The organism is Rossellomorea vietnamensis NBRC 101237 (assembly GCF_001591825.1).
GTDB classification, from domain to species: Bacteria; Bacillota; Bacilli; order Bacillales; family Bacillaceae_B; genus Rossellomorea; species Rossellomorea vietnamensis.
Map to the genome: position 1 here is coordinate 1 of NZ_BCVQ01000005.1, position 13468 is coordinate 13468.

The 13468-nt window shown below is 45.9% G+C and carries 12 protein-coding genes; 1 reads left to right on the forward strand and 11 read right to left on the reverse strand.

Translation table 11 applies throughout. The annotated features are described in order from the left end of the window. Positions 1–188: 188 nt before the first annotated feature. From mdh to BVI01S_RS04040, 4 genes are all read right to left on the reverse strand, one after another. A complete protein-coding gene (gene mdh, locus BVI01S_RS04025; RefSeq protein WP_061809325.1) occupies positions 189–1127 on the reverse strand; it encodes a malate dehydrogenase in 939 nt (312 codons plus the stop codon). A gap of 78 nt (positions 1128–1205) precedes the next feature. Continuing rightward, a complete protein-coding gene (icd, locus tag BVI01S_RS04030; protein WP_034756950.1) occupies positions 1206–2480 on the reverse strand; it encodes an NADP-dependent isocitrate dehydrogenase in 1275 nt (424 codons plus the stop codon). A gap of 114 nt (positions 2481–2594) precedes the next feature. Further along, the gene (gene citZ, locus BVI01S_RS04035) at positions 2595–3713 is read right to left on the reverse strand and encodes a citrate synthase (RefSeq protein ID WP_061809326.1); all 1119 of its coding nucleotides are present in this window, start codon (positions 3711–3713) and stop codon (positions 2595–2597) included. 318 nt (positions 3714–4031) lie between these two features. Beyond that, entirely contained in the window at positions 4032–4490 is a 459-nt protein-coding gene (locus BVI01S_RS04040) for a DUF441 domain-containing protein (protein WP_061809327.1), read from the reverse strand. 158 nt (positions 4491–4648) lie between these two features. Between BVI01S_RS04040 and ytvI the strand changes: the two genes are divergently transcribed. Then, the gene (ytvI, locus tag BVI01S_RS04045; protein WP_061809328.1) at positions 4649–5755 is read left to right on the forward strand and encodes a sporulation integral membrane protein YtvI; all 1107 of its coding nucleotides are present in this window, start codon (positions 4649–4651) and stop codon (positions 5753–5755) included. Positions 5756–5794: 39 nt separating this feature from the next. On the opposite strand, the gene BVI01S_RS04050 is transcribed toward ytvI, so the two are convergent. The 7 genes from BVI01S_RS04050 to ystJ all read right to left on the reverse strand — a co-directional run bounded on the left by BVI01S_RS04050 (position 5795) and on the right by ystJ (position 13312). Continuing rightward, a complete protein-coding gene (locus tag BVI01S_RS04050; protein ID WP_034756938.1) occupies positions 5795–6181 on the reverse strand; it encodes an FxsA family protein in 387 nt (128 codons plus the stop codon). A 168-nt stretch (positions 6182–6349) separates the two neighbouring features. Continuing rightward, on the reverse strand, positions 6350–8110 hold the full coding sequence (gene pyk, locus BVI01S_RS04055; RefSeq protein ID WP_061809329.1) for a pyruvate kinase: 1761 nt from the start codon (positions 8108–8110) through the stop codon (positions 6350–6352). A 30-nt stretch (positions 8111–8140) separates the two neighbouring features. Further along, a complete protein-coding gene (gene pfkA, locus BVI01S_RS04060; protein ID WP_034756932.1) occupies positions 8141–9100 on the reverse strand; it encodes a 6-phosphofructokinase in 960 nt (319 codons plus the stop codon). 338 nt (positions 9101–9438) lie between these two features. After that, positions 9439–10419 carry an acetyl-CoA carboxylase carboxyl transferase subunit alpha gene (accA, locus tag BVI01S_RS04065; protein WP_034756929.1) on the reverse strand — a complete coding sequence of 327 codons (981 nt, stop codon included), beginning with the start codon at positions 10417–10419 and terminating at the stop codon, positions 9439–9441. Continuing rightward, positions 10413–11288, reverse strand: a complete 876-nt coding sequence (gene accD / locus BVI01S_RS04070) for an acetyl-CoA carboxylase, carboxyltransferase subunit beta (RefSeq protein ID WP_061809330.1) — start codon at positions 11286–11288, stop codon at positions 10413–10415. The genes accA and accD overlap by 7 nt, the downstream gene beginning before the upstream one ends. Before the next feature lie 129 nt (positions 11289–11417). Continuing rightward, positions 11418–12077 (reverse strand): FadR/GntR family transcriptional regulator, encoded by a 660-nt coding sequence (locus tag BVI01S_RS23065; protein ID WP_174523013.1) that lies wholly within the window; start codon positions 12075–12077, stop codon positions 11418–11420. Continuing rightward, on the reverse strand, positions 12074–13312 hold the full coding sequence (gene ystJ / locus BVI01S_RS04080; RefSeq protein WP_034756923.1) for an NADP-dependent malic enzyme: 1239 nt from the start codon (positions 13310–13312) through the stop codon (positions 12074–12076). The genes BVI01S_RS23065 and ystJ overlap by 4 nt, the downstream gene beginning before the upstream one ends. Positions 13313–13468: the final 156 nt, after the last annotated feature.

The window sequence follows — 13468 nt, forward strand, 5'->3', positions numbered from 1 at the left end:
TTTCCCGCGTTTCCCGCAGGAGTCGAGCACCTTCCGCTACAATCAACTATCGGGGTGTATGTTAATACTACTTAAAAATCAATTGTGATTGAATCCACTTTTAAAAATCCTAAAGATAGACGCAGTCATTAAAAGGGGTAAAACAAAAAAACTGACCCCTATTACGGAAGTCAGTTTTTTTTATGTGGTTAAGCCAATGAAGCCATGACGTTTTTCACTGCGTCGGCTGAGTTGGATAGTGCAGCTTTTTCGTCTTCTGTGAGTTCGAGTTCGATGATTTTCTCGAGGCCGTTACCACCTAGGATAGTCGGGACGCCGAGGTAGATGCCTTCGAATCCGTACTCACCTTCGAGGTAGGCAATGGCCGGGATGACGCGGCGCTGGTCTTTAAGGATGGCTTCGACCATTTGGACGAGGGATGCGGCCGGTGCGTAGTAGGCACTTCCGTTACCGAGAAGTCCCACGATCTCTCCTCCGCCTTTACGCGTGCGCTCCACGATGGCGTCCAAGCGGTTTTTCGGGATCAGTGTCTCTAGAGGGATGCCTCCAGCGTAAGAGTAACGAATAAGAGGAACCATGTCATCACCGTGGCCGCCGAGGACGAAGCCTGTAATATCCTTCACGGACAGGTTTAATTCCTGTGCGACAAAGGTGCGGAAGCGGGCTGTATCCAGGACTCCTGATTGTCCGATTACGCGCTCTTTCGGAAAACCGGATTCCTTGAACACTGTGTAGGTCATGGCATCCACTGGATTGGTCAGAACGATGATGTAACAGTCAGGTGAGTGCTTCACGATTTGCTGGGTCACTGATTTCATGACCTTTTGATTGGTCTGAACCAGATCATCACGGCTCATACCCGGTTTACGGGCAATCCCGGCAGTGATGACAACGATATCGGAATCCTTCGTATCTTCATAATTGGACGTACCGATGATGGTTGAATCAAAGCCCTGTACAGGACTTGCCTCAAGCATATCCAGTGCTTTCCCTTTCGTTGGATCCTCGTTTTGCGGAATATCAACCAATACAACATCTCCAAGCTCTTTCTGGGCGAGCATCAATGCCGTTGTCGCCCCGGTGAAACCTCCACCGATTACAGATACTTTTCTACGTTTAATTGCCATCATGATTCCTCCTATTCGTCTCATTATGTAAAGGAAGGAGTGCTCCAATACGAAGCACCCCACCCTTATGTCACATTATTATGCTTCCATGTTATCGATTAAAGCTGAACCGAACTCAGAGCATTTCACTTCTGTCGCGCCATCCATCAGACGGGCGAAGTCATATGTTACCACTTTAGAAGCGATTGTTTTTTCCATTGATTTTGTGATCAGGTTAGCAGCTTCTGTCCAACCAAGGTGTTCAAGCATAAGCACACCTGAAAGGATGACAGATGAAGGATTCACTTTATCCATACCTGCATATTTAGGAGCCGTTCCGTGAGTTGCCTCAAAGATCGCATGTCCTGATTCGTAGTTGATGTTTGCTCCTGGAGCAATACCGATTCCACCTACTTGAGCAGCTAGTGCATCAGAGATGTAATCTCCGTTTAAGTTCATTGTTGCGACAACATCGAACTCAGCTGGACGAGTAAGGATTTGCTGTAAGAAGATATCAGCGATTGAATCCTTCACGATGATCTTACCAGCTGCTTCAGCATCAGATTGAGCTTTATTAGCTGCTTCCAATCCGTCAGCTTCTTTGATCTTGTCATATTGAGCCCAAGTGAATACTTTATCGCCGAATTCTTTCTCAGCAAGCTCGTAACCCCAGTTTTTGAAAGCTCCTTCAGTGAACTTCATGATGTTTCCTTTGTGAACTAGAGTCACTGATTTACGGCCTTCAGTGATTGCATAGTTGATTGCTGCACGGACTAAACGGCTTGTCCCTTCTTCAGACACTGGCTTGATTCCGATACCTGATGTTTCAGGGAAACGGATTTTGTTAACGCCCATTTCGTCTTGAAGGAAGCTGATTAATTTCTTCACTTCATCAGAACCTTTAGCGTACTCGATACCTGCATAGATATCTTCAGTGTTTTCACGGAAGATGACCATATCAGTATCTTCAGGACGCTTAACCGGTGAAGGAACACCTTCGAAGTAGCGTACTGGACGCAGGCATGTGAATAGATCCAATTCCTGGCGAAGCGCAACGTTCAATGAACGGATTCCGCCGCCTACAGGAGTTGTAAGTGGACCTTTGATCGCGATGAAATATTCACGTATTGCTTCTAGTGTATCGTTTGGAAGCCATTCACCCGTTTTGTTGAATGCTTTTTCCCCAGCATATACTTCTTTCCAGGAAATCTTGCGTTCGCCTTTGTATGCTTTCTCTACAGAAGCATCGAGGACGCGTTGAGCTGCTGCCCAAATATCTGGACCCGTTCCGTCACCTTCAATGAATGGGACGATTGGATTGTTAGGCACATTAAGTTGGCCATTCTGGTTTGTAATTTTTTCACCTTGTGTCATTATGTAACCTCCATTTTTTCATTATCAAAGGGGATGACCCATTAGAAGCATATTGAGTCATTCCCCTTCTCTTATTATTACACCAATATTTTTACTATTTGTAAATATCGATGATTAACCTCTTTGATCAACAGGTACATATTCCTGCTTGCCAGGCCCTACATAATCAGCACGAGGGCGGATCAGGCGGTTGTTGGAATATTGTTCAAGGATATGCGCCAACCAGCCGGATACACGGCTTACCGCAAAGATCGGAGTGAATAGATCATGATCGATGCCTAAGCTGTGATACACAGATGCTGAGTAGAAATCAACATTTGGCGGCAAGCCTTTGTTTGACGTAAATACGTCTTCTACCTTAACGGACATTTCGTAGTATTCGCTTTGTCCTGTTAATTCAGTTAATTTTTTGGACATTTCTTTCAGATGCTTCGCACGTGGATCCCCTTGACGGTAAACACGGTGACCGAAGCCCATGATTTTTTCTTTCTTCTCTAACTTGTCCAGGATATATTCTTCTGCTTTATCGACAGAACCGATTTCAGTAAGCATCTTCATAACCTGCTCATTCGCACCACCGTGAAGCGGACCTTTTAAAGCTCCGATTGCAGCGGTAACACCTGAGTAGACGTCTGATAGAGTTGCCACACATACACGTGCTGTGAACGTGGAAGCGTTTAACTCATGATCTGCATGAAGGACAAGTGCTTTATTGAACGCTTCAACTTCAACAGGCTCAGGATCTTTTCCTGTCAGCATGTATAGGAAGTTAGCGGCAAAGCCAAGGTCCTTGCGTGGCGCAATCGGTTCCTGACCATTTCGGATACGTGCAAAGCTCGTGACGATCGTCGGGATCTTCGCTTGCAGGCGGACGGCTTTCAGATAGTTTTCCTTCTCTTCCATCACATCTGCTTTGTCATCATATAGTCCCAGTAAAGATACAGCAGAACGTAAAGCGGCCATCGGATGAACCTTTTTGATGTCATACATTTTGAAATGTTCGATGACTTCTTTCGGCAATTCAGCGTTAGCAGCCAACAGTTCTGTAAATTCTTGAAGTTCAGAGGCAGTAGGAAGCTTCAGGTGCCACAATAAGTAGATAACCTCTTCGAAGCTTGCATTGTTTGCTAAATCATCAATGTTGTAGCCAACATATGTAAGAGTATCGTCAATGATGGAGCTGATGGACGATGTCGTTGCTACAACTCCTTCTAATCCGCGAGTTGCTGTCATAATAAACCTCTCCTTTTGTTAATCTTTACCCATTTTCATATGAGTATAAAACCCTACAAAACGATCTATTAAATCTAGTAGGCTTGTTTAAATAGAACGTAAAGAAACACGTTGAGCGATTGCTCAATTCCTATACAAAAAATGATTCCCGGCTCTTCTATGATAACACGAGAGCTTGGGATGCGCTTACATTTCCTATTATAAACAATTATCTGACTTTTGTGAATGAAAACGCATCAATTTCTATAAAAATTATTTTTCTAGAAAAATAAACCAGAGATAAACAGAGGATCGAACCGGGGGATCACCCATGCATGTTCACAGAAATAATTCATACAATTTCATAGCAAGATAGGCGATCCCGGCTCCGATCAAAGGCCCGACGGCAACCCCTTTAAAGAGAGCGACGGCTAACACTGTGCCAAGGACGAGGGCCGTTGTCAGGTGGGGGTCATCTTCCAATAGAATCAACCCATTCTTCGCAATCAATGCCACTGCCATCCCAGAGGCGAGTGCAATCCACGCATAAGGTGACTTCAACGAATCAACGAGATCCTTAAAGCCGATTTCCCCTGTCGCAATCGGTGCAAGAACGGCAATCGTAATGATCGTCACACCCCAGTTTATGCCTTTCGACTGAATCGTCGAGAAAATCTTCTCATCCAGCCCAATCAGCTTTAATACAAGTAGAAATGCTACGGCTATAATGATGGATTGATTTTTCGCCATCAGCCCGATTCCCAATAAAAGCAGTAAAAACATGAATGGCTGAGTCATATCATTCCCCTGCCTCCCCTTTATGTACTCCAATCATTATCCTACCATATCAACTTTTCATCTCATTCATAAAATGCTCCTGCCACTGCAAATATATCTTCCTTTCATTTCCTGTCTCCTATAAAATAGAATTACTAGACTCGGTAGGAGGGAAACTCTTGAATTTAGATTATGTTTATCGAACGATCCGCTTTCTGATTGTTCTCTCGATCATCATTCTCTCATTGATTTCACTCTATTACATATGGAAGCTTGCATATCCATTCATCATCGCTGTTGCCATCGCCTTGTTGATCAATCCCCTGGTGAACGGGTTGGAGAAATGGCTCCCCAGGATATGGGCCGTCACCGTTTCCCTCATCTTGATCGTTGCCATTTTCGCAGGTCTCATCACATTATTGATTGCCGAAATAGTCTCCGGAGCCAATTACTTGGCAGAAGAACTGCCTAAGCATGTTCAAACCCTTGTTACATATGCAGAGGATATCATTGTCGGACAGGTCATCCCCCTGTACAATCAGCTCGCAGGATTATTCAAAAATCTTGAAGCCGGGCAGCAGGATACGATCCTCGAAAATGTCCAGACAGCCGGAACGAAAATCGCGACGTCGGCTGGTGATTTTCTGCAAAACTTTTTCACCAAGCTGCCCCAGCTGATCTCATGGATCCCAAATGCTGCTTCCGTCCTGATCTTTGCGGCGCTCGCCACATTCTTCATTAGCAAGGATTGGTATACATTATCCGCCAAAGCGGAGAAAATCATTCCGGGGAAGGCGATGAGCAGTGGGAGAAAGGTGTTCTTCGACTTAAAACGGGCACTGTTCGGGTTCATCCGTGCTCAATTCACTCTCATTTCCATCACAGCGATCATCGTTCTGATCGGCTTGATCATCCTGAGAGTAGATTACGCGATCACCATCGCACTCGTGACAGGTCTCGTGGATATCCTCCCTTATCTCGGGACAGGGGCAGTATTCGTGCCGTGGATCATCTATGAATTCATTACGGGCAATACAGGATTGGGGATCGGGCTTTCGGTCCTGTACCTGGTCGTAGTCGTCCAGCGGCAGATCATGGAGCCGAAAGTACTGTCTTCAAGCATCGGACTCGATCCTTTGGCCACCCTTATTGCTTTATTTGTCGGGTTCAAGCTTATCGGTTTTCTGGGACTGATCGTCGGTCCTGTTGTACTGGTGATATTATCAACTTTAAAAAGAGCAGGGGTATTTGAAGATACTTGGAAATTCATCATGGGTGTGAAATAAGAAAACGCACTGCTCCATCTGTGAGCAGTGCGTTTTCCGTTATCTGTATATAATGACGTTCCCTTTGTTGATCAAGCGTTTGAATAACCGATAGAAGAAGGGCTTGAACATTCTCCTCGTGGCCGGGAGCAATAAGAGGAATCCAAGGGCATCCGTAATGAATCCCGGTGTCAGCAGGACAATTCCACCTACAAGGATACACAACCCATCCATGATGGCCTCCCCGGGCATCTGCCCATACTGCATGTCCCGCTGGGCTTTCCTTATCGTCTCGATCCCCTGCTTCTTAGCCAGGTATGCTCCAAGGATCCCTGTCGTAATGATCAACAACACGGTCGGGACGAGACCAATGGCCTGTCCGGAAAGGACCAATAAGCCAATTTCAAGTGCCGGTATGATAATCAATAGTAATAACATATATCTCATGATGGATTCCTCCATTTGATTTAATACTTGCTTAGTATTTATTATAGCATATTAGAGAAGTTATGTTTTATGTTGCGGTACTTCTGAATGATTGGCTCCACAACACTCCATCCTATACAAAAAAACCAGAGCCCATAAAAAGACTCTGGTTTTCCCATAACTATCTACTCACAATACACTCGCATACCCATTATAAATCACGCCATGAGTCGCATCCACTGTGATTTCCTGGCCATTCTTGAATAATGAAGTGGCATGGTCGACTCCGACCACGACAGGAATTCCAAGGTTGATTCCGACTACGGCTGCATGACTTGTCAGGCCGCCTTCTTCAACGATCAGTGCCGAACATTTTTCAAGGGCAGGCATCATTTCTTTATCCGTGCCGATTGTGACAAGGACGGCACCATCAGTCATATTCTTCACGGCTTCTTCAGCTGATGTGGCAACGACTGCTTTACCGTATGCTGATTTACGTCCGATTCCTTGACCTTTTGCAACGACATCGCCCACTACGTGGATTTTCATCAGGTTCGTCGTTCCGGATTCACCGATCGGAACACCCGCTGTGATGACGATGCGGTCTCCGTGCTTCGTCATACCTGAGTTGACGCTCTCTTCTACTGCCATATCAAGCATTTCATCGGTTGTCGTCACTTTGCGGCCGACTGTAGGGTAGACGCCCCATACAAGTGCCAGGCGGCGTGATACAGAGTCTGTACCAGTCACGGCTACGATTGGTGCTTTCGGACGGTATTTAGAGATCATGCGTGCCGTGTGGCCACTCTCAGTCGGAGCGACAATGGCATTCACATCAAGATTAAGAGCTGTATAGGCAACGGATTGACCGATGGCATCCGTCATATTGTGCTCGCTGTCTTTGCTGCGTGAAGAAAGGATGGCATCGTAATCAAGTGCCGTTTCTGCTCTTGACGCGATATTATGCATCGTTTGAACCGCTTCTACAGGGTAAGAACCTGCTGCCGTTTCACCAGAAAGCATGATCGCATCTGTCCCATCAAAGATGGCGTTCGCTACGTCACTTGCTTCCGCTCTTGTCGGTCTTGGGTTGCGCTGCATAGAATCAAGCATTTGAGTCGCTGTGATGACAGGCTTACCAAGTGAATTACATTTCTTGATCAGCATCTTCTGAACAAGTGGTACTTCCTCAGCAGGGATTTCCACACCAAGGTCTCCACGTGCAACCATCAATCCGTCAGATACTTCAAGGATTTCATCGATGTTGTCTACACCCTCTTGGTTTTCAATTTTAGGGATGATTTGGATATGAGACGCGTTGTGTTCTTCCAGTAATTGACGGATTTCAAGTACATCAGATGCACGACGTACGAATGATGCTGCGATAAAGTCAACACCTTGTCCGATACCGAATACGATATCGTTGGCATCTTTATCCGTGATTCCAGGAAGGTTCACAGAAACGCCCGGTACGTTTACACCTTTTTTATTTTTAAGTGTTCCACTGTTGGCAACATGTGTATGGATTTCACCGTTCACTTTGTCGATTTCGGTCACGTCCAACTCGATTAATCCGTCATCAAGAAGAATCTTGGAACCAACATGAACATCATCGATCAATCCTTCGTATGTAACGGAGAATTTCTCAGTTGTTCCCACTACTTCTTTCATGGAAACGATGATGTTGGATCCTTGTGTTAATTCAATAGCTCCGTCCTGCATATTGTTCGTGCGGATTTCCGGACCTTTAGTATCAAGCAGGATCCCGACTGTTTTACCGGCTTTTTCTGCTGCTTCGCGGATATTGATGATGCGCTGTCCGTGCTCATCGTGGTCACCATGTGAAAAGTTCAAGCGGGAAACGTTCATTCCGGCTTCGATCAGTTGTGATAACTTCTCTACACTTTCACTGGCAGGACCGATCGTACATACTATTTTCGTTTTTCTCATTTTCTTTACCTCCTGAAATCTTACAACAATTTAGATTGAAAGCTCTTTGGAAAGTCTGTACATGTTCAAATCAATTTGATGTGGCTTGGCAAGTGCTTCAATAATATCGTAATCAACTAGTTGATTTTTCTCAATTCCTACCGCTCTTCCGCCTTTACCCTGGGCCAATAGTTCAACGGCATGAGCCCCTAAACGGCTGGCAAGGACACGGTCTGCAGCTGTCGGCGTTCCACCGCGCTGGATATGACCAAGGACGGAGACACGCGTATCCATTCCTGTTGCTTCTGTGAAGCGGTTCGCAAATTCATTGGCAGACATGACACCTTCTGCAACAATGATGATACTATGTTTCTTTCCGCGTTCCTGTCCTTTTTTCAAACGGCCGACAACGTCGTCAAGATCGAATTTCTCCTCAGGGATCAGGACCGTTTCCGCTCCGCCGGCAAGACCTGCCCAAAGAGCGATATCCCCCGCGTTGCGTCCCATTACTTCAATGATGAACGTCCGCTCATGGGATGTAGCCGTATCACGGATTTTATCGATCGCATCGATGACCGTATTCAGCGCTGTATCGAAACCGATTGTATATTCAGTCCCTGGGATATCATTATCGATCGTCCCCGGTACACCGACACATGGGTATCCCCATTCCGTCAAGGCTTTTGCCCCTTGGTAAGAACCGTCCCCACCAATGACAACAAGTCCTTCGATGCCGTGTTTTTCTAATTGCTCGATCCCTTTTTTCTGGCCTTCTTTTGTTTTGAATTCTTCACAGCGGGCTGTATAAAGCATCGTTCCGCCACGGTGGATGATATCACCGACAGAACCAAGCTCAAGCTTCTTGATGTTCCCGTTGATTAATCCATTATACCCTTGATAAATACCATATACCTCTATATCCATGAAGATGGCTTTACGCACAACTGCACGGACTGCTGCATTCATACCGGGTGAATCTCCACCACTTGTCAATACACCAATCTTTTTCACTACGATCACCTCATTAAGAAATATGCCTTTATATGTAATTGAATGGTATTGTTAATCGTTTCACATAAATCAAAGAAAAGGAAAATTCCAGTTTTCATTCATTACATTATTATGGACCAATAGACTTTGGATTATTTCTAAAATAACACGAAGGTTCAAGGTTCTCAACAAGTTACTAGGAGGAATAGCAAAAGACGAAATAATCTATTAAATGGAAGCGTTTTAATTGTTAAAACCTTCAAAATATCGTCACAAAGCCCTTTATCCGGGTAGGAGTAAGGAAGATTGAATGAAAAAGACTGACAAATGGTATCTCCTATTTGTCAGTCCATCGTTTGTTATGATTTTACCCCGATAAGATCATTTAAAACCGAATATTCACCCATCGCCTTGAATTTTTCATAACGATGTTGGATGAGCTCGTCCTTCTTCATCGGAACCAACTCTTTCAGTGAGCTCATAAGGACGTCGTTGATATACTTTGCCTGTTCCTCGACATCTTTATGGGCTCCGCCTTTTACTTCCGTGATGATGTCATCGATGATCCCAAGCTCCTTAAGATCGGGAGCCGTGATCTTCATGGATTCAGCCGCGCGTTTCGCCTGGGTGGAATCCTTCCAGAGGATGGCCGCGGCCCCTTCAGGTGAGATGACGGAGTAAGTGGAGTTTTCAAGCATATGAATATGATTTCCCACGCCAAGTGCCAAGGCTCCGCCACTACCGCCTTCACCGATGACGATGCAGATGACGGGAACCGTGAGGCCGGCCATCTCCACAAGATTCCGTGCAATGGCTTCACTCTGACCGCGTTCCTCTGCCGCTTTCCCGGGGTAAGCACCCTTTGTATCGATAAAGCAGATGATCGGACGGTTGAACTTGTCCGCCTGCTTCATCAAGCGCAGTGCTTTTCGGTACCCTTCCGGATGAGGCATCCCGAAGTTCCGGCGGATGTTTTCTTTCGTATCTTTCCCTCTTTGGTGACCGATGATCGTCACAGGGACATCGTGAAACTTCCCGACGCCTGACACAATCGCTTCGTCATCCCCATATAGACGGTCTCCGTGCATTTCAATGAAGTCCGTAAAGAGATACTTGATATAATCCAGAGTCGTCGGACGCTCCGGATGACGGGCCACCTGGACCCTTTCCCACGGCTTCATGTTTTCGTAGATATCATTTTGAAGCTTTGTGAGACGGTGCTCAAGCTTCTCGATTTCCTTCGATAAATCGACGTCCGAATTCTGGGTGAACTCCTTCAGTTCGGCAATTTTCTTCTTGAGCTCGTATACAGGCTTTTCAAATTCCATCTCATTTACCATGGCAGATCACCGTCCCACTGATGTATATCAAGTATTGTCCCGATTTTCTCTTTCAACTCGAGTCTCGAAATGACTCCGTCAAGTTGTCCATGTTTTAATAAAAATTCGGATGTCTGGAAGTCTTCCGGCAGGTCTTCACGGATCGTCTGCTCGATGATTCTTCTGCCTGCGAATCCAATCAGTGCTCCCGGCTCAGCAAAGTTATAATCCCCGACGGATGCGAAACTTGCGGATACTCCGCCTGTCGTCGGATGGGTCATGATCGAGATGAAAAGCCCTCCGTTATCGCTCAGACGTTTCAGCGCTACACTGGTCTTCGCCATCTGCATCAAGGAAAGGACACCTTCTTGCATCCTGGCCCCGCCTGAAGCGGTGAAGATGATGAACGGTACCTTCCGTTTATCGGCTTCTTCGATGGCTCTCGTAATTTTTTCACCGACCACCGATCCCATGCTTCCCATCCGGAAACGGGAATCCATGATGGCTGTCACAACTTCCACACCATTAACCTTTCCTGAACCCGTCAGAACTGCTTCGTTCATGCCCGTCTTCTGACGGTCCTTTTCGACTTTACTTTCATAATCAGGAAAGTTTAGGGGGTTACCCGAAGTCAGGTCATGATCAAGCTCCTTGAACGTGCCCTCATCTATAAAACTATCGACTCTCTCTGGTGGACTCATGCCATGATGGTATCCACAATGGATACACACCTTTAGGTTTTTTTGAAGTTCTTTCGTGTACATGATTTTTTTGCAATCAGGACATTTCGTCATGATGCCTTCCGGAACGTCATGTTTGGCCGCTTCAGAAGGAATCGTTGCATATTTTTTCTTTTCCTTTTTTGATTTGTTAAAAAGTTCCTTTAGCAAGGTGAAACCTCCTTACCGAATGACACTAGCTTGCTTTTAGCGGGGAAATATTCCCTTACATGACAGCTGCCCATTCGCTTCTCTATAGTAAGTGCATTAACTGCTTGACTATCAGTTTAATGGAAGTGTTTAAAAAAAGATGTTGGAAATTGTCGCGTCTTCATCGACAATTTTCCTAACCCTTATATACGTCTCTTGCACAGTCTCTTTCTCCTGGTGATCGATGCCACTGAGCATGGTGATCAACTCTTCCCTCATCGCTTCTGTGAGTTTTTTCTCACCACAGATCAACGTCTCGAAATCATTCAGGATATTCCAGATCCGTTGGGATAAGTAATTCGAACTCATCATGACGATCTCCCTGAACACGTCGTCCAGGTTCTCGCATTCAGAAACGCTCACATGCAGGGAATCTGTATTCCTTTTATCTATATACAAAGCCTTCAATGCTTCTTTTTCAATCATCATCTTCGTCTGAAGAATGTCTTCCTGAGCCATGTCGTCCTGGAGGATGAACATGCCTAGAAGATCGATCAGATGATGATCCCTGAAGTCCCGCAAGAAGGTACCTTCGCCTCTGCGGGTTTCAATCAGTCCCAACAGTTCAAGGGCCCGGAGTGCTTCCCTGACAGAGGATCGCCCGACATTCAGGCGCTCGGACAGCTCTCTCTCGGACGGGATCTTATCTCCCGGCTTCAGACAGTCCTTTGATATCATTTCTCTCAGCTGGTGAACAATTCCAATATATACTTTAGCGTGAGTTTGGAGAGAGTTCACTTCTGTCATCATTCACTCTTCCCGATGACGGCTAAATCTTCCGTTTTCTTACGGATTTCTTCCGGGTCCACCTTTAAGCGGGCAACCCCTGTTTCCATCGCTGTTTTCGCCACGGCAGCAGCAACGGCTGGAGCGACACGCTTATCGAATGGCGCAGGAATGACATAGTCTGCGTTCAGTTCGTCTTCCGTGATCAAAGAAGCGATCGCTTCAACGGCAGCCTGCTTCATTTTTTCATTGATGTGGGTTGCGCGTACGTCCAGTGCACCCCTGAAGATCCCAGGGAAGGCAAGGACATTGTTCACCTGGTTCGGGAAATCAGACCGGCCTGTCCCGATCACTTTGGCTCCGGCTGCTTTTGCGAGGTCAGGCATGATTTCAGGAACCGGGTTCGCCATGGCGAAGATGATCGGATCCTGCTTCATGGAAGAAACCATCTCTTCCGTCAGGGCACCGGCAACAGATACACCGATGAATACGTCGGCATCCTTCAATACTTCACCTAAGCCGCCTTTGATATGGTCACGGTTCGTAAACTTCGCGACTTCATCTTTCGTACTGTTCATCCCTTCAGGACGCCCTTCATAAATCGCACCCTTGGAATCACACATGATGATGTCCCTTACCCCATAACGGTAAAGAAGCTTAATGATGGCCATACCGGCAGCACCGGCACCATTTGCCACGACTTTGATTTCGGACATTTTCTTTCCGACTATTTTGAGAGCGTTCACAAGTCCAGCCACGGTGACGATCGCCGTACCATGCTGATCATCATGGAAAACAGGAATATTCGTTTCTTTCTTCAGGCGCTCTTCAATTTCAAAGCAATTCGGAGCGGCGATATCTTCAAGGTTCACGCCTCCGAACGTCGGCTCAAGGAGCTTAACGGTTTCAACGATCTTGTCCACATCCGTTGTGTTCAAACAGATCGGGAATGCGTCGACTCCTGCAAAACTCTTGAATAGTACCGCTTTTCCTTCCATGACGGGAAGAGCCGCTTCAGGTCCGATATTCCCAAGACCCAGAACAGCCGTACCATCGGAAACAACCGCGACCATATTCCCTTTCATCGTGTAATCATAGACCGTTTCAGGCTTGTCATAGATCACCTTGCAGGGTTCCGCCACCCCGGGGGAGTAAGCTAAGCTCAAGTCATCCGCATTTCGGACTTCCACCTTGGATTTAGACTCTAATTTCCCTTTATTCACTCGATGCATATGCAGAGCTTCTTCGCGTAATGACAAATTGACTCACTCCTTCTGATTCTTTTACATGCTATGGATCGAATCGCTAAAAACGACTCTTCTAAACGTAAAATTGGATAATAAAATAATAAGTTCAGAGGTGGTCAGACCACCTTTTTCTATTAAACAATAATATAAATTATGGTTTTAGTAAAG

Coding starts and splice junctions, on each gene's coding strand:
- mdh (WP_061809325.1), bottom strand. CDS start 1,127: ATGGCAATTAAACGTAGAAAAGTATCTGTAATCGGTGGAGGTTTCACC.
- icd (WP_034756950.1), bottom strand. CDS start 2,480: ATGACACAAGGTGAAAAAATTACAAACCAGAATGGCCAACTTAATGTG.
- citZ (WP_061809326.1), bottom strand. CDS start 3,713: ATGACAGCAACTCGCGGATTAGAAGGAGTTGTAGCAACGACATCGTCC.
- BVI01S_RS04040 (WP_061809327.1), bottom strand. CDS start 4,490: ATGACTCAGCCATTCATGTTTTTACTGCTTTTATTGGGAATCGGGCTG.
- BVI01S_RS04050 (WP_034756938.1), bottom strand. CDS start 6,181: ATGAGATATATGTTATTACTATTGATTATCATACCGGCACTTGAAATT.
- pyk (WP_061809329.1), bottom strand. CDS start 8,110: ATGAGAAAAACGAAAATAGTATGTACGATCGGTCCTGCCAGTGAAAGT.
- accA (WP_034756929.1), bottom strand. CDS start 10,419: ATGGTAAATGAGATGGAATTTGAAAAGCCTGTATACGAGCTCAAGAAG.
- BVI01S_RS23065 (WP_174523013.1), bottom strand. CDS start 12,077: ATGATGACAGAAGTGAACTCTCTCCAAACTCACGCTAAAGTATATATT.